The sequence below is a fragment of the Microcystis sp. MC19 genome (assembly GCF_003019735.1).
Lineage (GTDB): Bacteria > Cyanobacteriota > Cyanobacteriia > Cyanobacteriales > Microcystaceae > Microcystis.
Map to the genome: position 1 here is coordinate 3,067,335 of NZ_CP020664.1, position 21,838 is coordinate 3,089,172.

Annotated in this window: 27 protein-coding genes and 1 pseudogene; 10 read left to right on the forward strand and 18 right to left on the reverse strand. The window is 42.1% G+C overall.

Going from position 1 to position 21,838, the window contains the following annotated elements; translation table 11 throughout:
- Positions 1-3 precede the first annotated feature (3 nt).
- The gene (gene hetL / locus B5D77_RS15645) at positions 4-666 is read left to right on the forward strand and encodes a heterocyst differentiation pentapeptide repeat protein HetL (protein WP_106909166.1); all 663 of its coding nucleotides are present in this window, start codon (positions 4-6) and stop codon (positions 664-666) included.
- 181 nt (positions 667-847) lie between these two features.
- On the opposite strand, the gene B5D77_RS15650 is transcribed toward hetL, so the two are convergent.
- The 7 genes and pseudogenes from B5D77_RS15650 to remA all read right to left on the reverse strand — a co-directional run bounded on the left by B5D77_RS15650 (position 848) and on the right by remA (position 6,011).
- A complete protein-coding gene (locus tag B5D77_RS15650) occupies positions 848-985 on the reverse strand; it encodes a photosystem II reaction center protein K (RefSeq protein WP_008206475.1) in 138 nt (45 codons plus the stop codon).
- Positions 986-1,035: 50 nt separating this feature from the next.
- Positions 1,036-2,160, reverse strand: a complete 1,125-nt coding sequence (gene tgt, locus B5D77_RS15655) for a tRNA guanosine(34) transglycosylase Tgt (protein ID WP_106909167.1) — start codon at positions 2,158-2,160, stop codon at positions 1,036-1,038.
- Between the two features lie 80 nt (positions 2,161-2,240).
- Complete coding sequence (locus B5D77_RS15660) at positions 2,241-2,702, reverse strand: hypothetical protein (RefSeq protein WP_039900599.1); 462 nt, start codon at positions 2,700-2,702, stop codon at positions 2,241-2,243.
- A 210-nt stretch (positions 2,703-2,912) separates the two neighbouring features.
- Positions 2,913-3,554, reverse strand: a complete 642-nt coding sequence (gene clpP, locus B5D77_RS15665) for an ATP-dependent Clp endopeptidase proteolytic subunit ClpP (protein WP_256386937.1) — start codon at positions 3,552-3,554, stop codon at positions 2,913-2,915.
- Between the two features lie 18 nt (positions 3,555-3,572).
- Positions 3,573-4,882, reverse strand: a pseudogene (locus B5D77_RS15670) (RNA-guided endonuclease InsQ/TnpB family protein).
- A gap of 292 nt (positions 4,883-5,174) precedes the next feature.
- Entirely contained in the window at positions 5,175-5,729 is a 555-nt protein-coding gene (gmk, locus tag B5D77_RS15680; RefSeq protein WP_008206461.1) for a guanylate kinase, read from the reverse strand.
- A 12-nt stretch (positions 5,730-5,741) separates the two neighbouring features.
- Complete coding sequence (gene remA / locus B5D77_RS15685) at positions 5,742-6,011, reverse strand: extracellular matrix/biofilm regulator RemA (RefSeq protein ID WP_002737924.1); 270 nt, start codon at positions 6,009-6,011, stop codon at positions 5,742-5,744.
- 516 nt (positions 6,012-6,527) lie between these two features.
- Here remA and B5D77_RS15695 point away from each other — a divergent pair.
- On the forward strand, positions 6,528-6,734 hold the full coding sequence (locus tag B5D77_RS15695) for a hypothetical protein (RefSeq protein ID WP_004268575.1): 207 nt from the start codon (positions 6,528-6,530) through the stop codon (positions 6,732-6,734).
- A gap of 128 nt (positions 6,735-6,862) precedes the next feature.
- The gene (psbV, locus tag B5D77_RS15700) at positions 6,863-7,348 is read left to right on the forward strand and encodes a photosystem II cytochrome c-550 (RefSeq protein ID WP_008206456.1); all 486 of its coding nucleotides are present in this window, start codon (positions 6,863-6,865) and stop codon (positions 7,346-7,348) included.
- A gap of 446 nt (positions 7,349-7,794) precedes the next feature.
- On the opposite strand, the gene B5D77_RS15710 is transcribed toward psbV, so the two are convergent.
- From B5D77_RS15710 to B5D77_RS15750, 10 genes are all read right to left on the reverse strand, one after another.
- Positions 7,795-8,004: a type II toxin-antitoxin system HicB family antitoxin gene (locus B5D77_RS15710; RefSeq protein WP_008206452.1), complete on the reverse strand. Its 210-nt coding sequence runs from the start codon at positions 8,002-8,004 to the stop codon at positions 7,795-7,797.
- A gap of 151 nt (positions 8,005-8,155) precedes the next feature.
- On the reverse strand, positions 8,156-8,293 hold the full coding sequence (locus B5D77_RS15715; RefSeq protein WP_253851985.1) for a type II toxin-antitoxin system YoeB family toxin: 138 nt from the start codon (positions 8,291-8,293) through the stop codon (positions 8,156-8,158).
- 75 nt (positions 8,294-8,368) lie between these two features.
- Entirely contained in the window at positions 8,369-8,533 is a 165-nt protein-coding gene (locus tag B5D77_RS15720) for a hypothetical protein (protein ID WP_008206442.1), read from the reverse strand.
- Positions 8,530-8,781 carry a type II toxin-antitoxin system Phd/YefM family antitoxin gene (locus B5D77_RS15725; protein WP_002763538.1) on the reverse strand — a complete coding sequence of 84 codons (252 nt, stop codon included), beginning with the start codon at positions 8,779-8,781 and terminating at the stop codon, positions 8,530-8,532. The genes B5D77_RS15720 and B5D77_RS15725 overlap by 4 nt, the downstream gene beginning before the upstream one ends.
- A gap of 133 nt (positions 8,782-8,914) precedes the next feature.
- Entirely contained in the window at positions 8,915-9,211 is a 297-nt protein-coding gene (locus tag B5D77_RS15730; protein WP_002763537.1) for a DUF4926 domain-containing protein, read from the reverse strand.
- Between the two features lie 18 nt (positions 9,212-9,229).
- Positions 9,230-9,568, reverse strand: coding sequence for a DUF6883 domain-containing protein (locus tag B5D77_RS15735; RefSeq protein WP_008206433.1), 339 nt, complete (start codon positions 9,566-9,568; stop codon positions 9,230-9,232).
- Positions 9,569-9,858: 290 nt separating this feature from the next.
- Positions 9,859-11,253 carry a tetratricopeptide repeat protein gene (locus tag B5D77_RS15740; RefSeq protein ID WP_008206429.1) on the reverse strand — a complete coding sequence of 465 codons (1,395 nt, stop codon included), beginning with the start codon at positions 11,251-11,253 and terminating at the stop codon, positions 9,859-9,861.
- Complete coding sequence (locus tag B5D77_RS26280) at positions 11,237-11,404, reverse strand: hypothetical protein (RefSeq protein WP_008206427.1); 168 nt, start codon at positions 11,402-11,404, stop codon at positions 11,237-11,239. Before B5D77_RS26280 ends, B5D77_RS15740 begins: the two co-directional genes overlap by 17 nt.
- Positions 11,405-11,683: 279 nt before the next feature.
- A complete protein-coding gene (locus tag B5D77_RS27320; RefSeq protein ID WP_253851982.1) occupies positions 11,684-11,893 on the reverse strand; it encodes a hypothetical protein in 210 nt (69 codons plus the stop codon).
- Between the two features lie 161 nt (positions 11,894-12,054).
- On the reverse strand, positions 12,055-12,264 hold the full coding sequence (locus B5D77_RS15750; protein WP_106909170.1) for a type II toxin-antitoxin system HicB family antitoxin: 210 nt from the start codon (positions 12,262-12,264) through the stop codon (positions 12,055-12,057).
- A gap of 203 nt (positions 12,265-12,467) precedes the next feature.
- Here B5D77_RS15750 and B5D77_RS15755 point away from each other — a divergent pair, with 203 nt between their 5' ends.
- The 5 genes from B5D77_RS15755 (at position 12,468) to B5D77_RS15775 (ending at position 18,821) form a co-directional block, all read left to right on the forward strand.
- Complete coding sequence (locus tag B5D77_RS15755) at positions 12,468-13,760, forward strand: extracellular solute-binding protein (protein WP_106909171.1); 1,293 nt, start codon at positions 12,468-12,470, stop codon at positions 13,758-13,760.
- Between the two features lies 1 nt (position 13,761).
- Complete coding sequence (locus tag B5D77_RS15760; RefSeq protein WP_008206420.1) at positions 13,762-15,072, forward strand: mechanosensitive ion channel family protein; 1,311 nt, start codon at positions 13,762-13,764, stop codon at positions 15,070-15,072.
- 348 nt (positions 15,073-15,420) lie between these two features.
- The gene (locus B5D77_RS15765) at positions 15,421-17,103 is read left to right on the forward strand and encodes an alpha/beta hydrolase (RefSeq protein ID WP_008206417.1); all 1,683 of its coding nucleotides are present in this window, start codon (positions 15,421-15,423) and stop codon (positions 17,101-17,103) included.
- A gap of 404 nt (positions 17,104-17,507) precedes the next feature.
- Positions 17,508-18,059, forward strand: a complete 552-nt coding sequence (locus B5D77_RS15770; protein ID WP_106909172.1) for a DUF2854 domain-containing protein — start codon at positions 17,508-17,510, stop codon at positions 18,057-18,059.
- Positions 18,060-18,821: a sulfite exporter TauE/SafE family protein gene (locus B5D77_RS15775; RefSeq protein WP_008206411.1), complete on the forward strand. Its 762-nt coding sequence runs from the start codon at positions 18,060-18,062 to the stop codon at positions 18,819-18,821.
- 136 nt (positions 18,822-18,957) lie between these two features.
- Here the strand turns inward: B5D77_RS15775 and B5D77_RS15780 are convergent, their stop codons facing one another.
- A complete protein-coding gene (locus B5D77_RS15780; RefSeq protein WP_008206410.1) occupies positions 18,958-19,626 on the reverse strand; it encodes a hypothetical protein in 669 nt (222 codons plus the stop codon).
- Between the two features lie 163 nt (positions 19,627-19,789).
- Between B5D77_RS15780 and B5D77_RS15785 the strand changes: the two genes are divergently transcribed.
- Both B5D77_RS15785 and B5D77_RS15790 read left to right on the forward strand, forming a co-directional pair.
- The gene (locus tag B5D77_RS15785) at positions 19,790-20,491 is read left to right on the forward strand and encodes a DUF3120 domain-containing protein (RefSeq protein WP_008206407.1); all 702 of its coding nucleotides are present in this window, start codon (positions 19,790-19,792) and stop codon (positions 20,489-20,491) included.
- A gap of 241 nt (positions 20,492-20,732) precedes the next feature.
- Positions 20,733-21,821 carry an adenylate/guanylate cyclase domain-containing protein gene (locus B5D77_RS15790; RefSeq protein ID WP_106909173.1) on the forward strand — a complete coding sequence of 363 codons (1,089 nt, stop codon included), beginning with the start codon at positions 20,733-20,735 and terminating at the stop codon, positions 21,819-21,821.
- The last annotated feature ends 17 nt before the right edge of the window (positions 21,822-21,838 follow it).

The following is a 21,838-nucleotide window of genomic DNA, read 5'->3' on the forward strand; positions in this document are numbered from 1 at the left end:
TCCATGCTCCTAGAAGAACTTTGTCAACGCTATCGGGAGGGAGAAAGAGATTTTCAGGGGATTAATTTGCGGGAAGGCGACTTAACTAATATTATCCTCCCAGGAGTCAATTTTTGCCGTGCTGATCTGCGACAGGCGCGGTTAGGAAAAATACGCCTTGCGCGATCGCTGCTAAGAGAAGCAGATTTAAGTGAGGCGATTCTCTGGGGAGCAGATTTAAGTCAGGTGGACTTTTATCGAGCTTGTTTACGCGATGCGGACTTAAGCGGGGCTAATCTGATCGAAGCCAATTTAGAAGCCGCTTATTTAACCAAAGCCGTCTTAAACGGTGTTAATCTCAACAGTGCTAATCTCCAGCAGGCCCTATTAATAGATGCGGATTTTCGCTCCACTTCCGACCAACGCACGGACTTAGGCAAAACTAACTTTCGCGGAGCCGATCTCAACTATGCTAATCTGAGCGGTTCCCTGTTATATCGAGCTAATTTCGCCGATTGCCGACTTTGCCGGGTTAATTTTCGTGCCAGTCCCGAAAGAGACGGATTTATTACCGATCTCACCGGGGCCAGTTTCCGGGGTGCGGATCTCAGTTATGCCGATTTGCGCGGGGCAATTTTAGAAGATGTGGACTTGACTGATGCTGATTTAACCGGGACTTTGTTTTAATCTGGGAAGCTTTTTCAGTAAACAGTGATCAGTAAACAGTAAACAGTAAACAGTAAACAGTAATCAGTGAAAAGACAGCAGTGTTAATGTCATTTCGTACTCCTCACTTAATACCACTCACTTAAAACTCAAATCTGATAACTGATAACTGATCACTGATAACTGATAATTGAGAGTCGATTTATTTAAAACCGACGGATGCTTGCCAAACAAAGGCCAGCAAGAGGAAAAATAGGGGAATCAGGGGCAAGACATCGACTAAGGGGTCGAAAATTTGGTATGCTTCCGGCAATTTGGCCAACAAAAGTGCAGTTTCCATCTCTCTATCTACCTTGACAAGAAAATTTTTCAACGTTTCCTGAAATTTTATCACGTTGGGGTAACATCTGCGGCATCCTCAAGCCAAGGGGCAAAATCTTGGGCAAAAGTCCCCCCGAGGATAGATTGACGAATTTCACGGGTAAATCTGATTAATTCGGCGATATTGTGCAGAGATAAGAGAATATAACCCAACATCTCCCCCGATTTAATTAAATGATTGAGATAGGCACGGCTAAAGTGTTGACAGGTGTAACAGGGACAAGTCTCGTCTAAAGGGGCGAAATCCTCCTTAAAACGGGCATTTTTGAGGTTCCAACGCTCTCCTCGCACTAAAGCCGTGCCATGGCGACCAAAACGGGTGGGAATGACGCAATCAAACAGATCTATGCCACTAGCGATCGCCTTAGCCATTTCTCCATAGGTTCCCACTCCCATCAGGTAACGGGGTTTATTTTCGGGGAGTAAAGGGGCAGTTATCTGGACAATGCGATGAATTAGGCTCGTTTCTTCCCCCACACTCACGCCACCGATAGCGTAACCGGGTAAATCGAGTTTTACTAAAGATTCCGCCGCCGCTGCCCGTAAATCCTCATAAATTCCCCCCTGGACTATGGCGAATAAGGCCTGTTCTTGGGGTCGTTGATGGGCCCCCAGACAGCGCTCTAACCAGCGATAGGTGCGTTCTATGGATGCTTTCATGGTCTCATGACTGACTCCTGTGGGGGGACATTCATCGAAGGCCATAATCACATCAGCACCGAGGGCATTTTGAATCTGAATCGATTTTTCTGGCGTAATTTCGATTATTCTACCGTCCCGGGGCGATCGAAAGGTGACTCCCGACTCTTTAATTTGCCGCAGTTGACTAAGGCTAAATACCTGAAATCCACCCGAATCTGTTAATATTGGCTGATTCCACGCCATGAAATCGTGTAAACCTCCGGCTTTCTCGATAATACTTTCTCCGGGCTGCAGATGCAGGTGATAGGTATTAGCGAGAATCATTTGCGCCCCCGTGCTGGCGATTTGAGCGGGGGTCAAACCTTTCACCGTGGCCAAAGTTCCCACGGGCATAAAACGGGGTGTTTCTACCGGTCCGTGGGGAGTATGCCAAACCCCAACCCGCGCACCGGTTTGGGGACACCTGGCGATTAATTCAAAGGAAAATCCCACTGTTTCAGTTATCAGTTATCAGTTATCAGTTATCAGTAACCAGTTATCAGTAACCAGTTATCAGTATTTCTGCTCGCTGCCTAAAAGGGGCAATCGTTGTCGTCTTCGTCTTCAAACTGCACATCCCACTTAGCAGAAAGTACCTGAGTAACCATAGCTTCGAGGGTATCGGCATTGAGACGGGCTTTCATATCGGGGTCTTGCAGTGGATTACTCAGGGGAATCAGCCGTAATTGCCGATTGTCTTGGATCAGATCAAAATAGGTTTCACCGTCAGGAGAGCGGGTTAAACGCAGATAATCGAAGCTATAGGTATTCAGATAAAGACTGTAGTTAGCAACTAGGGTGCTTTGCTGATAATCGGCGAAAACTTCCACTATCCATCCCTCCCCTTCACTCTGAATCACCCCTTCGAGACTATGGATGTAGCGAACTCGTCCGATATCATCGAGGAGACGACGCATATCTTCTTTAGCGATGACCACGCCAGAGTCAATAATACAGGGGGCGGGCAGGGGCTGTGAGGGCGGATGATAGTTCATAGGGATTGCCAGTAAAAAAATTTCCGTTAATAACCCACCGGGTGTTTCTACCGATTCCTGTTGCAATTTTTTTCGGGTTACGTCTCGATCTTAACCCAATCCGCTAGAACTTTTCACTGTTACTTAGGATTAATAACGATGATCGATGATTAATTTCTGTTTACTAAATATTTACAAAAATCTGGGTAGACAGGGCCTACCCGATCATGATTATTTACTGGGAGGGTTAGAAGCGGAAGGACTGCGATCGATGACTTGATCGATTAAACCATAGTCCAAGGCCTCTTCGGCGGACATAAAGAAATCCCTTTCCGTATCCTCGGCGATGAGGTCGAGAGGTTTACCCGTATGACTAGCTAGGTGTTGATTGAGTAATTGTTTGAGATAGAGAATTTCTCTGGCCTGAATTTCGATATCGGTGGCCTGACCTTGGGCGCCGCCGAGGGGTTGGTGAATCATGATCCGCGAGTTGGGTAGGCTCATTCTTTTGCCCGGTTTGCCGGCGCTGAGGAGAAAAGCCCCCATACTGGCAGCTAAACCAATACAAATGGTGCTGACATCGGGACGGATTTGATTCATGGTGTCAAAAATCCCTAATCCGGCCGAAACGGAACCCCCGGGGGAGTTGATATACAGGTAAATATCTTTTTCGGGGTCTTCTGCTTCTAGAAAGAGTAATTGGGCGACGATTAGGTTAGCTAGGTCGCTGGTTACTTCTTGTCCCAAAAAAACGATTCTTTCCCGGAGTAGTCGGGAGTAGATATCGAAGGCGCGTTCGCCCCGGCCTGTGGTTTCAATAACGGTAGGAATCATTGCGCTTTCTTGTCTTGCTGCTGCGGTTAGTTTTTTGATTTTGACATACTCCCACCGTCAAGCTACGCTGTGACGGGGGATTCTTTCCAGATCACTATCGGAAATTCCTTGTTCAACGAGACAGCTTAGATTCTCAATGTCTCCACTGAAAATCCAGAGGCCGGACTCTCCCCCCCCCTTGCCCCCCCGACATCGGGGGGGTTTGGGTCGGTTTCTGTTTGCCCAACAGTACCGTTGAGATGATTTCCCAAATATTTCAACCCTTTTTTAAGAATATTTATTGCTGCATTATGATCCCTATCTAAGACTGTTTGACAATTAGGACATTGATGAGTTCTAGTGCTTAAGGTTTTTTGAACTCTCGTCCCACAAACTGAACAATCTTGAGAAGTGAAATGCGGTGGTACAGCAACACAAACAATCCGATAAATCTTAGCAAAATAATTCAACCATTCAGTGAATTGATACCAAGAAGCATCGGAAATCGACTTGGCAAGCTTACGGTTTTTGACTAAGTTTCTTACCTTTAAAGCTTCATAGACTACCAGATCATTAGACTGGACTAACGCCAAAGCGTCTTTAATTGCTTTGTCTTTACGTTGTCTTGATACTTTAAGATGAAGCTTGGCTACCTTTACCCGTTGCTTATGATAGTTTTTAGACTGTTTCTTTCCTTTACGGAATTTCTTAGATAATCGTCGTTGTGCTTTTTGAAGTCGTTTTTCTGACTTTCTTAAATAACGTGGATTCTCTACAGTATTACCTTGAGCATCGGTATAAAATTCCTTTAACCCTAAGTCAATTCCTGTTATTTGTCCCGTCGGTTTATGGTATTCTTGCCGTTCTACGTCAATCAGAAACTGGCAATAATAACCGTTAGCACGTCTAACAACTCTTACCCGTCTAATCTGTTGTTCTGAATAATAAACTAAGGTTTTTTGACTACACCATAAATCAAATTCTCCTGCTTTAAAGCCATCGGTAAATCTGATTTTACGTCGATTATCAGATAGTTTGTAGCCCGTTAGTTTATACTCAACGGAACGGCTATGCTTTTTGAACCGAGGAAACCCCTTTTTTCCCGGTATCTTGGCATGACAATTCTGGTAAAACCGATTAATTGATTGCCAGGCTCTATCAGAAGCCGATTGACGTGCTTGTGAGTTTAATTTATTAACCCAAGGTGTCTCTTTATTGTTAGCTAGTACCGAGCAAAGTTTTTGGAGATCATTGCGGGTTGTACCCTTATGATCCATCCAATAACGAACACAAGAGTTACGCACAAACTGAGAAGTTTTGATAGCTTCATCAAGCCGGTGATATTGCTCTAGTGTCCCGTTTTTTAGCTTTGCTTCTACGACTAGCATCTAACAATTCTCGACCATTGGTTAAGTAGATTATAACACAGTTTGTCCACAGATGGTGGAATTAAACCGATGCTCCGTTGCTGACCCTTCGACTTCGCTCAGGGTCATTGATATTCTGGTCGGATTTCATCCCCCGCAAAGGTGAGTATCTTATCGAAAAATGTAGCGGGGGTATTCATCCGATATTTTAGGTAACTTAGGGAATGGGGGATAAGGATTAGGGGAAGTGGGGAAGTGGGGAATTTCAACTAAAACCCTAAAACCCCAAAACCTAACACCTAAACCCCAACAGCTAACGGCTAAAAATAATCTTCTCGATGGCATCTAGGGCGGTTTCTAGGTCATCGTTGACGATTTGATCGGGGAATTCCTCGCTGGCGGCTAATTCTTCTTGGGCGCGCTCCAGACGACGGGCGATCGCTGTTTCGGCATCTTTGCCCCGGCCGCGCAAACGACGTTCTAATTCCTCGAAACTAGGGGGTAGGATAAAGATTCTCCTCGCTTCGGGGAAGCTTTCACAGACCTGTCTGGCTCCCTCCAATTCGATTTCTAGAATGACGGTCTGGCCCGCCGCTAATTGAGCGGCGATCGCTGATTGGGGTGTCCCATAGTAGTTGCCCGCGTATTCGGCCGATTCTAGAAATTCTCCAGCCGCCATTTTCTCCTCGAAACTGGGACGGTCGAGAAAATAGTAATCTTGGCCCTCAATTTCACCCGGTCGAGGTGGGCGCGTAGTGGCGGATACGGACAGGTAGAGGTTAGGGAAACGAGTTAGTAAATGCCGGACTAGCGTACCCTTGCCCACACCGCTAGGGCCGGTAATGACAATTAATTGACCGGGTTGCATGGGGTTAATAACCTAGTTGCTACTATTAACAGGGGCTTCCTTGTTGACCACGAAACGGTGAGCCACGGTTTCTGGTTGAATGGCCGACAGCACCACATGACTAGAATCGGTGATGATCACCGCACGAGTCCGTCTTCCGTAGGTAGCATCGATTAAACAGCCTTTATCCCGAGCATCACTGATGATGCGTTTGATCGGAGCCGATTCTGGGCTAACGATGGCGATAACCCGATTAGCGGAAACAATATTACCGAAGCCGATGTTGATCAGTTGTATATCCATAAGTTAACAAAGGTGTAGTCCTTTGTACAAAAGAGTGTGGAGGTATGATTACAATGTTATCGAGAAAGATTTAGCCTTACAAGGCTAAAAATAACATTCTTAATCACATTTTAGTATTTTTTCAGGTTTTTTGCGATTTTAATTAAATTTGTTTACACGAGTCTCTATCTTAGGGAATAAAAAGGCGAAAGTCGGTCAAATTAGGGAATTTTGGGGGTTTGGGGTGATGGGGAAGTGGGATGTAGGGTGTGGGGTGTAGGGTGATGGGGAAGTGGGGTGTGGGGTGTGGGGTGTGGGGTGTGGGGTGATGGGAGCTTTTTTCAGTGTTGCCAAAGGCACGGCGTAGCCGTCCAGTAAACAGTAAACAGTAATCAGTAATCAGTGAACTGAAAACTCACATCTGATCACTGATAACTGATCACTGATAACTGATCACTGTTAAGAATGTCCCCGGCAATGGCATGATAATTATGGTAACTAATAAGTATTCTCTATCCTTGGTGGGTGCGTCAGACTATGGGTTTTGCTGATCTATCGATCGCTGATATTGCGGCAGAGTACGATCTGGCCGATGAATCTGTGTTGTCACTTTGCGACCAATTAGGCATCTCCTATAAAGATCGGCAGACTAATCTCGCCCTAGAAGATGCTAAAGCAATTATCTCACTGATTTTATCCAAACGATCGGGAGTAACCGCCTCGAAAACGGAAACGTCCCCTTGACTTTATTCCCAACTGGGATCTTCTCGGTGTCCGTGATCACTTAGAATCGATCGACACCCTCCCATCGGAGAAAATTTTTTAGTCACCTTAAAATCCCCCCTCTTGGAACAATTGCGAGTAGGAGAACAATGATCAAACGTTTGATTGTGGCAGCGATCGCTGTAGTCTTTTTTGTATTACAATTCAATCTTAACGGCGCTAGTGCCTTAGAACTCGATGAAGAAACCCTCACCATCACCCTCAATGATGCCGGGGAATCGGTGACTTTGACTTCGGAACAAGCGACGGAAGGACAGAAACTTTTTATCGCCAATTGTACTAAGTGCCACCTGCAAGGTAAAACCAAAACCAATAATAATGTCAGTTTGGGTCTGGCCGATCTGGCAAAAGCGGAACCCCCCAGAGATAATCTGTTAGCATTGATTGATTATCTAGAACATCCCACCAGCTACGATGGCGAAGATGATCTAAGCGAGTTCCATCCCAATGTTAGCCGTCCGGAAATCTTCCCAGAATTACGCAATCTGACGGAAGATGATGTGTATAACGTCGCCGCTTATCTGTTGGTTGCTCCCCGTCTAGACGAGCGTTGGGGTGGGACAATTTACTTCTAAATTGCCCTCCATATATCCCTCGATCCCTCTAGATTTCTAGGGGGATTTTTGATTGGACAGCAAATAGTTGTAATACTAAATCCGTTGAATAGACCTCTGGCAAAAGTCTTAAGTCGATCCTTGTACAGCAACATTTTTGAAGATTATCAACTACTAATAAATAATTAACTGAAAGTCCCTCCCATTATTTTTTCTATCGTTTGTTTTCGGATTTATGCAAGAGGTCTAATGTGTTGTAATAGTTTGGGTTCTTGCATGAGTTCGCTGGTTTCAGCTAAGGATTCCCATTCTTCTTGAGTGATGAGAATATAACTGCGATTTTCACGAACGATCACTACTCCATCGGGTTCTTTTGAAGTTTATTTTGGCTTTTCCGAGATCATGGTATAAAATGTTCTATGAACGGTTAAATACTAGGAGATATTACTGAACTGAGAATATTTGGGCTATGCGGAAATAGCCCGGAGAGGTGGGAGAGATTTGCCTCGTGCAGTGTAGTCTTCGATAAGGAGATCTAGAACTTCAAGGGCATTTTGTAGAGCTGCATGGTAGGTTTCACCATGAGTATGAGCATAGGGGCCAAATTCAGGGAGGTGGGCGATAAATTTGTTGTCTTCTTCTGACCATTGAATAAAAATACTATAGTGATAATTCATGGGTTGTCTCCTTGATTGAATTTGGCTAGTTCCTGAAGTGCATTTCTTCCGTCTTTTTCTTGGTAGTGATCGGCATCACTACTATTTTTGCCTAACAGGATCAAGCTATATTATAAACGGGGATGAATTCAGTGGTTATGACCGCTATTACCTAATCTCCATAGTGTGTTTTGGTACGAATAATCAGAATAGTTTTATCGTCTTCATAAATTTCATAAAGCAGACGATCTTTTCGATTTAGGCGATAGGAATACAAGCCTTCTAAATCGCCTTTTAAGTAGGTAGGCACAATTATTTGTAGGATGGGTTAGCGGTAGCGTAACCCATGCGGGCGTTGGGTTTCATGCTTCAACCCAACCTACGTTCATTTTATATTTAATTCCACCCACCTACTTAAGGATTTGCCAATATAGGGATTAATTGCAATTATGTTAGTTAAAATTTCTTGAAGTTTTACTTTCTGTTTTTGGGTGAGTTCGTCGGTATCTTTTCGCGCTTGTTTAGAAAAGACAATTGTGTAGGTTGTCATCCAAATACTTGTTCCATTGTGAGGGTTTCTCCTGCGGCATATTCTCGTCGTGCTGATGCAATATGTTGTAATAGTTTGGGATCTTGCATGAGTTCGGAGGTTTCAGCTAAGGATTCCCATTCTTCTTGAGTAATGAGAATATAACTGCGATTTTCACGAACGATCACTACTCCATCGGGTTCTTTTTCAGTGCGATCGCAGAGTTCTTCTAGGTTGGCTTTGGCGTAATCAACGGTAACTTGATACATAAATCGCTTACGGTTTGTGGGGATTAGTCTTATAATAAAGCAAAAATTGCTTGTTGGCTGACGTTTTCATTATTTATTTTGGGCTTTTCAGTTCTGATCGAGAAGAAGGCGATATGACAACTTTAGTAATGATCTAAGCCGTAACTTGCATAATCTCTTTAGCGGGAACAGCTAACACTAATTGATTAGGATAAACAATTTCTACGCCAATTGTCTCCATAAATGCTTCTTTTTCTGCTTGAGTGGCTGAGACAAAATTTCCTTGTTCATCATATTTAACCCAATTCCCAAATAATTCTACTAGATAAGCCTCCCCATTTTTCAGAACTTCTACAATTGCTCCAACTGTACCGATAGGCGCAATTCCACCATCGGTTAAGGGAATATCTTCCGTTAGTTGAATATCATCAAATAATTTAAACTTACTCATTTTTATTACTCTAAACTTTTATTGATTGAAACTAGAAGGTACTGCTGTGACAAATCTCACCACATCTTCTCCTGCCAGGATAATCCAAACAGTACGAATTTGATGTAATTTACCGGAATATCCCCTGATTTTAACATAAGCACGATAGCGCTCACCATACTCTGTTGTATCTTGTTTTTGTAATATTTCGAGAGATACTGTCTCTAGTATAGCTTCTCGAATCGCTTCAGGATTATCAAATCCGATAACTTCACGCCAAAACTTACGTTTATCTCCACCAACGCCTGCTTTAGTGGTGTGGTTGAGCAGATAGTTAGCCTTAGATAAGGGAAATTCAAATTGAGTCGCTGAAATCATTTATGTCTAAACCAAAAAACCCTCGAAGCAATATTTTCCTGAGATGACGATTATAGCGTGCCATGGCGAGGGGGATATACTTGTATCGCATAAAATCATAATTCTCAGCCTTGCTTGCGATATTTTTCTAGTAGGTGTTTTTGATAAGTTGTCGGTTCTGACTGAGAGGAAGGCGATAGTTATTGCACTTCTTTAACCCAATTTTTCCAAGCACTATTCATGGTTTGAGTTTCATTTTCTTTAAGTAGTTGCTGTTTGATGTTCATGTTTTTTATGCTTCAAAAAAGTGGCTAATTTTGTCTTAGGTCACGCAGAATTTCGACCGTTTCGGGGGAAAAGCGTTGGCTTAATTCCTCATCAGGAAGTTGGGATAGCATCAGATTATAATTATTTTTTGCTTTTTCAGTGTTAGGGTGATTTTCGCCTAGTGTAGCTATCAAAATAGCAATCGCTCTTTGATAGAGAGGTTCGGCTTCTGCGTATTTCCCTTGAGACTGATAAAGAATCGCCAGACTGTTGAGACTGTTGGCCACATGAGGATGCTCTGCTCCTAATTGCTTTTCCCGAATCGCCAGCGCTCTTTGATAAAGAGGTTCTGCTTCTGCATATTTCCCTTGAGAGGCATAAAGTTCCGCCAGACCATTGAGAACGGTTGCCACATGAGGATGCTCTGCTCCTAATAGCTTTTCCATCATCCCCAGCGATTGTAAAAAGAGAGGTTCTGCTTCTGTGTATTTCCCTTGAGCGAGATAAAGTTCCGCCAGATTGTTGAGACTGGTTGCTAGATGAGGATGCTCGGCTCCTAATAGCTGTTCCATCATCCCCAGCGATCGCTCATAGAGCGGTTCTGCTTCTGTATATTTCCCCTGAACGTGATAAAGAGCCGCCAGATTGTTGAGACTGGTCGCCACATCAGGATGCTCTTTTCCTAATTGCTTTTCCCGAATCTCCAGCACTCTTTGATAAAGAGGTTCTGCTTCTGCATATTTCCCCTGATCTTGATAAAGACTCGCCAGATTGTTGAGATTAGAAGCAACACTAGGATTATTGCCACCAAATAACTCTTCATGGATTTTTAATCCTTGGAAAAATAGAGATTCTGCTTGAGCAAAATCGCCTTGATATTTATAAGAAATACCTAAATTGCTCAGAGCATTTGCTTCTGATTTTTTATCGCCAATTTGTTGGGCAATTTCTAATTGTTTTTTAAAATATTCAATTGCTTGCTGATATTGTCCTAAAGATTGATAAGTAATCCCCAGATTTCCGCAAGCATTTGCTAGGGCAAGAATATCGCCGATATCCTGAGCAATTGCTAATTGTTCTTGAAGATGTGTAATTGCTTCTTGATACTGCCCTAAAGACTGATAAGCCGCTCCCAAATTACCTAAAGTATTCGCCAGCGAATACCGATCATTAGTTTCTCTAATAATTACTAATTGTTGCTGAAGATATTGTACTGCTTCTCTATATTGACCCCAAGATTGATAAATCATTGCTAACCGGCCAAGAGCAAAAACCTCAGATTGTTTATCACCAATATCTTGAGCTTTTTTAAAAAGCTTTTGATAGATTTTAGGATTATGTTTTTTGGGCGCAATCTGATCAAAATTCTCAGAATTTAACTCTGTTTCAGAATTACTAGCCTGAGCCGAATTAGTTTGATTTTTATGAATCTGAATCATCATCATCCTCCAATAAATTTAAAACTTGATCAAATTGTGATTCTGCGGATTGAATTTCCTGAATCCATTCTGATAATTGTTTAACTGTTATATTAACTTTCCCCTCCTGTTGACGTGCATCTCCCTTAAGTTTGTAGAAAATTGCTTTCAATTTACATAGACTTTCAATGCCGTAATCAAGATTAGAAAGAGAAGTCGAAATAGACTTGGAACTCTCACTCGTTGTATCTAAGTTAGCAGGGTTTTGTTTAACCTGCTCCCCTACAGGCGGCTGTAGTCAAAAATTATTAATTTGTTTATCAATATTAATATCCCGATTAGCAAAGTTAAGAATTTTTTCTAAGTCAGTAAACTGATTAATAACGTAAGGATTAGATTGATTTTCTTTAACCACTTGTTCTGCAACTTTTTGTATTTCTGGATCTTCTAGTCAAGTCGCCATTACCTCAATCGTTTCAGGTAACAAAGCAGGATTTTGATTGGCCGATTCCAACTTTTTTAAAGTATCAGGAGACTTCGCTACGATTAAATTTTTCAGTTTTTCAAGGGAACCATCTAAGACAAGCTCCCCCACACGGGCCAACGCTCCCCCTAAAATAATCGTGACTCCTGTAGCCAATGACATCAAAAAAGATTCCATGATACAACTCCTTGCTAGTAAGTTTTAGACGTAAGCCTTACGCCTCTAACGGTTTAGGGGATTACTCTCATAATAAAGCAAAAATTACTTATTGGCTGACGTTTTCATCATTTATTTCGGGGTTGTCGGTTCTGACTGAAATGTAATAGAGGATATTTGAGCTATGGGGAAATAGCCTGGGGATGTGGGAGAGATTTGCCCCGTGTAGTGTAGTCTTCGATAAGGAGATCTAGAACTTCAAGGGCATTTTGTAGGGCTGCATTGTAGGTTTCACCATCGGTAGGAGTATAGGGTCTAAACTCAGGGAGATGGGCGATAAATTTTGGGTCTTCATCTGACCATTGAATGGTGATGCTGTAGTGATGGGTCATGGGGTGTTTTCCTCGTCTAGATTTTATAGTTATTGCAGGGCGTTTTGGACTAATTCTATTATGGCAGCCGATAGTAACTGGGGTTGTTGCTAGACTGGTGGCTCTTGACAAAAAATCATGTTAATTATTTTTCTGATGAGGATTATTATTCACCTTTTCATGTATCATGAATATATGGCAAGATTTTTGAAGGATCACGAGCGATGCAATTTCTAAGGCTCAGAGTTAAAACTGTTTGGAGAAGTAAAAAAATAAGGAGAATTATATCGCTCCTATTGCTTTTTATCCTGATGCCAATTTTTCTTTATGCCTGTTTTAGTGATCTCCCTAATCAATCATCGGAGCAACTGCAAGGAACTCTCTCGGTTTGGTATCCAGAAGAGGGAAATTTAACTGAAATACTAGGTCTGGGTTTGCAAGAGTTTGAAAAATTAAATCCGCAAGTGACAATTCTCGAACAAGCTATTCCTATCGATGAGATACCCGAACGTTTTTTTAAACAATCTCAAAGCGGATTAGGTGCTAGTGTTATTCTAATTTTTTCGAGAAATATACCCAGATTAGTATCCGAAGGGATACTGGAGGAAATTGACCAGAAAAATCTAGATTTATCTATTTATTATCCCCCGACCGTGAAACAAGTTAGCTATCAAGGAAAAATCTATGGCATTCCTTTAGGTTCTCGTACTAATGTACTGTGTTACAATCAAAAAAAATTACAAGTTAGTACCGATCCGCTGCTGAAGCAACCTCCCACCAGTTTGGAGGGATTAGTGGAACGTGCGCGCAAAGGCTATTCTGTGGGGATAGTTTCCTCTTTTGAAGATACTTTTTGGGGAATGGCAATTTTTGGCGGCTATTTGTGGGATGATCAGGGTAGGCTGCAACCTCGCTTGGATGGTTGGGCAAAATGGCTAGAATGGCTAAAATTTGCCTCGTCACAGCCTAATTTTATCCTCAATCGTCAACGGGAATTACTCCATGATGCCTTTGCTGGAGGCCGCTTAACCTATTATGTGTGTAATTCTATTGAAATTGCCGATTTAAAAAATAGCCTCCAAGATGATCTCAGAGTCGCTTTACTTCCCCAAGAAACTCAAGGTAAAGCAGCACCAATTCTCTATACACGGGTGATGGTATTTAATCGCAATAATAGTGATAATGAAAATCGTTTGGGATTGGCTCTAGGAAAATTTCTCACTAATCCCGAACAACAATTACAAGCAATCATCCAAACCGAAAGTTTTATTCCCACTAATCGACGGGTGCAGATCGAAGGAAAATTACTACCGATCGAATCGGTATTATTACAACAATCTCAAAATGTTGTGGCAGTTCCTCTGGATGATTGGGAAAAATCGAATCAAATTTTAGAAGAAGGAGAATTTTGGTATGAAAGAGCGATTGCTGGTGAAATATCTTCCTCAGCAGCGGCCGAAAAACTGACACTTTATATTCAATCAGAGCTTGATCAAGAAGTCGGGAAAACAAATTAATATGAACAATAATATCCCCTCTCTTTCGGAAATAATTGCTAATCAATTATTATTTTTAGGACGCAGAAATGTTCAAAATCAATTAACGACTATTTTTCTTTCCTTAATTGTTGCTTGGTTATTATCAAAATGGTTATGGTCTTACTTAGAAAAAAGATTTCCTCACGTTACCAGTTTGATCCATAGTAAGGAAAAGTTAACCCTCCGTCAATATTTTGCTATCCTGATACAGTTTCTTAATTTTCCAGTTATTAGCCTGATTTTACTTAACCTAAATTATCTGATTTTTTTCGGTCAAAACTGGACAAGAGGAATGATTAGTTTATCCATAAAATTAATGTGGTTTTATTTAGTTTATCGTGGTTTATTAGCTGGATTATACGCCAGGTTCTCCGTCAAGACAATTAAATATTATCATTGGCGGCTTTTAGCACCTTTATTGGTATTATTCCTCCTGAAAACGATTATTAGTTTCTACAATAATATTAAGGAAATTGCTCAAGTATCTCCCTTTAATTTATTTAATAGTCCGATCACATTGAGAAGCATATTTATTTTGATAATAGCTCCCTATTTTCTGGTAATTATTGTTATTCTTATAGAGAGTATAATTCTGAGTATTACTAATTTAAATCAGCAAGCTAGTCGCGGTGAAATTGAAGCAACTTTACTGTTAGGACGTTATTTTTTCATTGTCTTAGGTTTTATTCTCATCTTGGGTTATGTGGGAGTTAATGCAACAGCAATAGCGGCAATTACTGGCGGTTTATCGGTGGGTATTGGTTTCGGTATGCAGCAAGTGGTCAGTAATTTTATTAGCGGTATTTTACTATTATTTGAAAAAGTTCTCAAACCCGGTGATATAATTAATATTGAAGGACAGACTTCTCAGGTAAAAAAGTTAGGTATTCGAGCCACAACAGTGCAAATCCTTACAGACAATTCCGAAAAAATTATTCCCAATCAAAAGTTTTTTACTGAGGATGTCACCACCTATACGGGTAGTGATAACTTGATTTATTGTTCAATTGTTATCGGAGTTGGTTATAATTCCAACGCACCACAGGTGATGAGTTTATTGCTAGACATTGCCGATCAACATCCTCACATACTTAAAAACCCGCAACCAGTAGCTTTTTTTCTTAATTTTGATCATTCTAGTTTAAACTTTGAATTAAAGTTCTGGTTGGATGATGTTAACAGGAAAAAGCGAGTAATTAGTGATGTTAATTGTGTTATTCTTGATAGGTTTACTCAACAGGGTATCGAGATTCCCTTCCCGCAGCAAGATATTCACATTCGCAATAATTAGCAATTTATCCCAGTCAAAAAACCTATCTGATTATTTTCATCTCAAAATATATCACTTTCACTTATTAAATTACTGTACTTATGATTATTTTTTAATGGTTTACATCTTGACATAAAAACAATTTTAATTTACAATCAGTCCTAGATAGTATATTGACAAATCCCCAATAATCTAGAACCAAAATCTTCCAGATTATTCTATGCTTTTAACAGGAAAATATCGAGGTTTTACTCATGATTTTTTATTCTAATTTACCTAGCAATTTATAAATGTTTGTTGGCTATAGAAATCACTCACTTTACCACTTTTTTCTTTTAATTGTTGTCATCTAACCTAACTCAACATCCCATGATTATCTCCCAGTTACAAAATCGTTTTCCTAGAAATAATCCCAGCCGTCGGCTGCGCGCTTTCCTCCTAGGTCTTTTCGCTGCGGGTATGACCGCTTTACCCCTAAAAGCCGCCGAAGAAATTGAATTTGTCTATACTCCCCTCGTCTTTTCCGTATCGGTAGCATCCCTAGAAACCTTTGCTAAAGAAGGAAAAATCGATGCTAATTTAAAAAGATTTCTGGCCAGAGCAACTCCCGAAGCAAGAGACAAATTTCGTGAGGCTTTATTAACAAAGATTGACATCAATCCTGTTTTACTATCCCGTTTTTTTAATAGTGTGATGGGTGCTGATATGCTCTCTCGTTTGGGTAAAGGCATCACCATTGAAGGGGGAATTAATGGTAAATATGCCCTGCGGGGTGCGATTGTTAGTGCCGCTTTCGAGCCGGGAGGATTAACCCTTTTAAATGTGCTGAAAAAATTCCCCAATAATATTCAGTTACAGGGGGAAGAAATCCTCGGATTAGCTAAAACCATCGATTATGCGGTTTATGTGGCGGAACTATTTATTAAAGATATGCGCCTCTGGACGGCTGAGGAAGCCGCTGTCGTTAAACCACCGATTAATTATACCAGTTTACCCGATCTGCGTCAGCGCGGTAGCTTTCAGGTAAAAAAAGAAGTTTGGAACCTAACCGATAGCAGTCGCAATCGCAGTTTATATGTGGATGTTTATATCCCGCAAACTTTCCGAGAAGGCAAAACACCTGTAATTATTTTTTCCCACGGATTAGCCTCACGACCGGAAGATTATGCCCAAGCAATTGAACATCTAGCTTCCTACGGATTTTTAGTAGCGGCACCGCAACACCCCGGCAGTGATACCCAATACCTACAAGGAATGTTAGGGGGGTATTATCGCAATATTTTTGATGGCAATGAGTTTATTAATCGACCCAAAGATATTAGCTTTGTCATCGATGAATTAGCCAGACGAAATGCTAGTCAATTTCAAGGTAAACTTGACCTCACTAATGTGGGAGTAGCGGGTCATTCCTTTGGAGGTTATACATCTCTAGCTGTTGCCGGCGCACAAATTGATTTTGATAATCTCGCCCAAGATTGTAATCGTCCTTACTCCGGGATTAATATCGCTATTTTACTGGAATGTCGCGCCCTGGAATTGCCTAGACAGGTCTATAATTTTCGCGATGAACGAGTCACGGCTGTCTTTGCAGCTAATCCCGTTAACCGCAGTATTTTTGGAGAAAAAGGTTTAAGTAAAATCTCGATTCCTGTCCTCTTGGGTTCCGGAAGTTATGACCCAGCAGCTAATCCGATTTTTGAACAGGCCATTCCTTTTACTTGGTTAAAAACCCCGGATAAATATCTGGCCATGGTCGAGGGACAAGCTCATGTAAATTTTACAGAATTGGATGCAGGAATGCAAAAAACCCTGGAGTCTGTGGTCAATATCACTTTACCCGATCAAAATTTAATCGAGGATTATGCGGGGGCTTTATTGGTGGCTTTTTTTGAAGTTTATATTGCCGATAATGAGAAATTTCGTCCTTTTCTTCTGTCTAGTTATGCAGAATATCTCAGTCAGGGACAAAAGTTTAAATTAGACTTTATCACTGCCGCTTCTGACCAGAAATTATCTCAATTAATTGAGAAATTGCGAGTACATCGGCAATAGGCAATAGTAAAACTTAGGGTGCGTTAGACGGCAAAAATTCCTGACGCACCACCTAAGTAGGTAGGCACAATTATTTGTAGGATGGGTTAGCGGTAGCGTAACCCATGCGGGCGTTGGGTTTCATGCTTCAACCCAACCTACGTTTATTTTATATTTAATTCCACCCACCTACTTATCATCAACTAAGTAGCTAAAATACAAAGAACCAGAAGCCTGTGCCACTATCTAACAATTAATTCAGATTACTTACTTATTAAGTGGCAAGTTCGCCGCTTTCTTTTCACTGATGACTGATGACTGTTTACTGATAACTGAAAAATCTCCCCACTGCCCCTCTGCCAAAAAGATTCTTTTGAGTTGTATAATCTCTAAAGGATTAGCGTACTCAAGAAAAAAATTATTTCATGCTCAGAAAAATTAGACTATCATACTTTGGCTTAATTTTAGGCAGTATTTTAACGGTTATCGGGATTATCGGTTATGCCCAAGGTAACGCCACGGTCAATTTAGCGGGGTTTTTCTACGGATTACCGTTATTATTGGGAGGTTTAGCCCTAAAAGCTTCAGAAATCCAACCTATCCCCTTTAGTCAACCCACTAGCCCCGAAATCTTGCAATTGCGCCAACAACAGGCTACCGTCACCCAAACCAAACTTCGCAACGATGTCACCCGCTATCGCTACGGACAGGAAGTGCATCTGGATGAAGCTCTAGAAAAGCTGGGATTAAGCCCCACGGACGAGGAAAGACCCACTTTAGTGGCAATTCGTGAAACTGCTGTTGATTCCGCCTATTGTCTCACCCTAGAATTTGAATCGCCCCTTTTACCCCTAGAAAAGTGGCTGGCAAAACAGGAGAAAATCGAAAGATACTTTGGCCCAGGAATTAGAGCCGAAATTAAGCAAGTTGACGAGGAAAAAATTGATTTAGCCCTAATTACTGTCCCTAACGCCTAAATGCTCACGCCTATTCAGTATGGCTTCTTGGCAATCGCTGCGGTGGCTGCCGGCTTAATTAATGCTCTTGCCGGTGGCGGTAGTCTGATTACTTTTCCGACGCTGATGGCGGTGGGAATCCCACCGGTAATGGCAAATGTGACTAATACCGTCGCTTTATGCCCTGGTTATCTGGGGGCAACCCTCGCCCAAAAAAAAGACCTGCACGGGCAACAAAAACGGATTCGGTTATTACTACCATCGGCAGTTATTGGCGGCATTATCGGTGGTATTTTGCTGTTAAATAGCAGTGATCAAGTATTTGATCGCCTGATTCCTTTTCTGATTCTTTTAGCGGCGGCTTTATTGGCTTTTCAAGATACTTTACGCTCTTGGTTGCAGCGGCGACAGGGGGACAAGAATGGTCATATACCAGAAATTTTAGCGGTTTTACCCATCGCTCTCGCTTCAATTTATGGTGGTTATTTTGGAGCGGGCTTAGGTGTGATCGAGTTGGCAATTTTGGGCTTATTTCTCAAGGACAATCTCACGAGATTAAATGCTTTAAAACAGGTGCTTTCTTTGGTGGTTAACGTGGCGGCGGCTGGGTTTTTCCTCTTTTCTAATCAGGTGTATTGGTCGGCGGCGATAGTGGTAGCAATTGGCTCTTTAATCGGGGGTTTATTGGGGGGAAAACTAGCTAGAATTATCTCTCCTAGTTATCTGCGTCAGACCGTGGTAATTCTGAGTATTATTATCGCTATATTTTATTGGCTTCGTTAATAAAGTGTTGGTTAATAAGGTGTTTTATTGATGGAGATTGATAGATTTTTTCCTAGTTCTAAAGTCTGTTCTAATTGTCTCTATCTTCAGCTTGAGTTCAGAAGACCCGATAATCCCACCCAGCGGCTAGTTCATCCTAAAAAGATTGTCCCACTTCTAAGACTTTCGTTTGGCCGTTGCGAGACAAAATAACCTGTTGACTACCAACTTCCACTAAAGTCCAACCGTTGATAAATTCCCCGGGAGAAATACGCTTCGTTATCCCCTGATTATCAAATAAAGCTGAAGATTGATCGCCTAAATCCATCACCCCCACTAGGGTATTTTTCACCTGATTATTGGTAGGAATAACCGCGGCTGTCTGCCGATGCACTTGCGGGGCAGCTGGCAATGGTGGCGCGGAAATGTCGGGATTTGCGGGGGTAAGTGGGGCAATTTTGGCAGCCGTTTCAGGGGTTTGGGGATGAACGGGAACGTAAATTCTTTCTATTATCCTAGGACTATTATTCACCGGTAAATTAGCGGGGGGTGGTGGTGGAACTGTGGCTACCGGAGAAGGGTTATTTTGGGGATCAGGATCAGGATCGGGGGAGGAAGTTTGACCTTGGCGATCAATAATAGCAAGGGATGATTGCAGATAGGCGATAAATTTTTGATCTTCCCGGTAAATCGTGCCATTTTGAGAGATAGGGGCGTTTTTTTGACTGATTAGCCATGCCACCACCCAACCTAGATAGACGCAAGCAATGACAAAAATCACTTTATCTAGGGGCATTCTGGGATTTTCTTGATCGCCCGCCGCCATATTTTTTTCACTCCTCGATCGCTGCTGTCGTTTCGATTCTAACAGGATAGCGCATTGCCAAAAACAATTTTTTAATTTACCAAAATCCCCCTAGGGGGGATATAGTAGAGAGAGAATGATGTATCTTGATATAAGTAAAGTTTTGTAACAATTCTGAAATCCTTTGCTCAACTCTACCCTAGTCCCCGCCAATCCCGATCGCCTGAAACCCCTAGTCCCTAACTGGGAAAAATGTCAATCCGTCTTTTGGACAGCAGCATTTCTGGTATCAGTCCCCGTGTTCCTGCAAGCACCCCTAGTGCGCTACTATCCCGAAATTAGTCTAGGTTTAACCGTTTTCTGGGTGGGGTTAGGGATTTGGCTGCTCAAACAAGCAAAAATCAGTCTTTGGGGAGATTTACTTTTGGGCTTTAGTTGGAGTTGGTTAGCAGGTTCTCTGTACTGGGGTTGGTGGCGTTGGCAACCTTTGATCCATCTTCCCATGGAAGCGATCGGGCTGCCCTTTGCTCTCTGGGGATTATACAAAGGTCGCGGCAAAGTCGGTAATCTTTTCTATCTGGGTTCTTTGTTAGGAACCGCCATCACCGATGTATATTTCTATCTAACGGGACTAATTCCCTACTGGCGACAACTAATGACCGTGGAACTAGACCCCAACCTAGTAGCGCCGATATTTCATAACGCCTTGGCCCAAATTCAGACCCCCTGGGGTATCAGTTGGGCGATCGTGCTGCTCAACCTGCTCCTGGCGATCGGTATCTATCCTTTGCAAAAACGGGTCTGCCATTGGTGGGCATTTAGCGGGGCCGTATTAAGTACAATTTTAGTCGATGGTTTATTTTGGATTACCGCTTCTCTGGCCTAAGGGTTTTCTTAGCTAAACTTCTTAACATTCACTCACTGGATAAATTTTGCTGATAGATTGCCCCCAACCCATTCCAGGTAACGGTTGTAGCTGGAATGAGCGATTTTTATTAGGGTTAAGAATTGTAATTGCTTCTCTCAGAAAAAATCAATTCTTGAAAATGTTCTCAATAATCAAGGTTTTTCGGAAAAACATCCTGGAGAAATGTAACAATAGATAAAAGTACATACATATCTGCGGAATGTTCGCTATAGAATATGTAGTTACCCCCACCTATATTATTGCCGCTTATGTACCCGTGGATATACTAGGACAAAACCCCTATCTACTACTCCATACCGAGAAGGGACAACGTTTTTTCCCTCTCGTGAGTAGAGCTTACTGGACAATCGGACGGAGCAAAGACAACGCTATCGTGATAAAAGATAACTGTATCTCTCGTAGTCATGCTATTTTGCAGTCCACGGAAACAGGAGATTTTTATCTGATCGATCTCGGTAGTCGCAATGGAACCTTTGTCAATGGCCGAAGGGTATCTATTCCCGTGACTATCCATGACCAAGATCGGATCACCTTTGGCAAAACCGAAGTGCAGTTCTATTGTCCTACTCCCAGTAACAGGGGCAAGCAACCGCGCAATTTAGAATGGGATACCCTCACCTCCCCCGTTCATGAACGGCGCTTAACATCGGTGATGGTGGTGGATATGCGGAATTTTACGGCTTTAACGAGGCAATTAGACGAAAAAGTGCTTTCTTCTCTGATTGGAAGTTGGTTCCGCCATGCCGGGAATATTATCCGCAGTTCCGGCAGTTGGGTAGATAAATATATTGGTGATGCGATCATGGCCATCTGGTTTCACGGCCAACAGGAAGTCAATCAAGAGGATATCCTGCAAATTTTCCAAGCAATTACGCAACTATGCAACATGACCCGCACTTTAAGTCAAGAATATCCCTTACCCTTCCAATTACGCATCGGTGCGGCAGTGAATACCGGTTATGCCATGGTGGGCAATACTGGCAGCGGTGAACATCCAGATTATACGGCGATTGGCGATACAGTTAACGCCGCTTTCCGTTTAGAGTCAGCTACTAAAGAAATAGCTAGGGATTTAGCTATCGGAGCAACTACCTACAGCTATCTCACCGGCTTACCCTATCTCCACCAAGCTTTCGATCAACATACCGTCAATCTGAAAGGATACGACGATAACACTATTACCTACGGAACCACTTTTGATAACTTGGATCGTTTCCTCGATGCCAACAGTAGTGAGGAGATGACTGGAATTACAGGAGTTGCCAGCCGTGTCGGTTTTGAAGATTGAAAGTGAACGGGTGGTTG

Bases quoted from the DNA above. Each gene is read 5' to 3' on its own strand.
- B5D77_RS15790 (WP_106909173.1), top strand. From the start codon at position 20,733: ATGTTCGCTATAGAATATGTAGTTACCCCCACCTATATTATTGCCGCT.
- B5D77_RS15740 (WP_008206429.1), bottom strand. From the start codon at position 11,253: ATGATTCAGATTCATAAAAATCAAACTAATTCGGCTCAGGCTAGTAAT.
- B5D77_RS15765 (WP_008206417.1), top strand. From the start codon at position 15,421: ATGATTATCTCCCAGTTACAAAATCGTTTTCCTAGAAATAATCCCAGC.
- gmk (WP_008206461.1), bottom strand. From the start codon at position 5,729: ATGCAACCCGGTCAATTAATTGTCATTACCGGCCCTAGCGGTGTGGGC.
- B5D77_RS15750 (WP_106909170.1), bottom strand. From the start codon at position 12,264: ATGACCCATCACTACAGCATCACCATTCAATGGTCAGATGAAGACCCA.
- B5D77_RS15780 (WP_008206410.1), bottom strand. From the start codon at position 19,626: ATGGCGGCGGGCGATCAAGAAAATCCCAGAATGCCCCTAGATAAAGTG.
- B5D77_RS15760 (WP_008206420.1), top strand. From the start codon at position 13,762: ATGAACAATAATATCCCCTCTCTTTCGGAAATAATTGCTAATCAATTA.
- B5D77_RS15720 (WP_008206442.1), bottom strand. From the start codon at position 8,533: ATGACAACCTACACAATTGTCTTTTCTAAACAAGCGCGAAAAGATACC.
- B5D77_RS27320 (WP_253851982.1), bottom strand. From the start codon at position 11,893: ATGGAATCTTTTTTGATGTCATTGGCTACAGGAGTCACGATTATTTTA.
- B5D77_RS15775 (WP_008206411.1), top strand. From the start codon at position 18,060: ATGCTCACGCCTATTCAGTATGGCTTCTTGGCAATCGCTGCGGTGGCT.
- B5D77_RS15755 (WP_106909171.1), top strand. From the start codon at position 12,468: ATGCAATTTCTAAGGCTCAGAGTTAAAACTGTTTGGAGAAGTAAAAAA.
- B5D77_RS15730 (WP_002763537.1), bottom strand. From the start codon at position 9,211: ATGAGTAAGTTTAAATTATTTGATGATATTCAACTAACGGAAGATATT.
- B5D77_RS15725 (WP_002763538.1), bottom strand. From the start codon at position 8,781: ATGTATCAAGTTACCGTTGATTACGCCAAAGCCAACCTAGAAGAACTC.
- remA (WP_002737924.1), bottom strand. From the start codon at position 6,011: ATGGATATACAACTGATCAACATCGGCTTCGGTAATATTGTTTCCGCT.
- B5D77_RS15650 (WP_008206475.1), bottom strand. From the start codon at position 985: ATGGAAACTGCACTTTTGTTGGCCAAATTGCCGGAAGCATACCAAATT.
- B5D77_RS15660 (WP_039900599.1), bottom strand. From the start codon at position 2,702: ATGAACTATCATCCGCCCTCACAGCCCCTGCCCGCCCCCTGTATTATT.
- B5D77_RS15735 (WP_008206433.1), bottom strand. From the start codon at position 9,568: ATGATTTCAGCGACTCAATTTGAATTTCCCTTATCTAAGGCTAACTAT.
- B5D77_RS15710 (WP_008206452.1), bottom strand. From the start codon at position 8,004: ATGAATTATCACTATAGTATTTTTATTCAATGGTCAGAAGAAGACAAC.
- B5D77_RS15770 (WP_106909172.1), top strand. From the start codon at position 17,508: ATGCTCAGAAAAATTAGACTATCATACTTTGGCTTAATTTTAGGCAGT.
- hetL (WP_106909166.1), top strand. From the start codon at position 4: ATGCTCCTAGAAGAACTTTGTCAACGCTATCGGGAGGGAGAAAGAGAT.
- psbV (WP_008206456.1), top strand. From the start codon at position 6,863: ATGATCAAACGTTTGATTGTGGCAGCGATCGCTGTAGTCTTTTTTGTA.
- B5D77_RS15695 (WP_004268575.1), top strand. From the start codon at position 6,528: ATGGGTTTTGCTGATCTATCGATCGCTGATATTGCGGCAGAGTACGAT.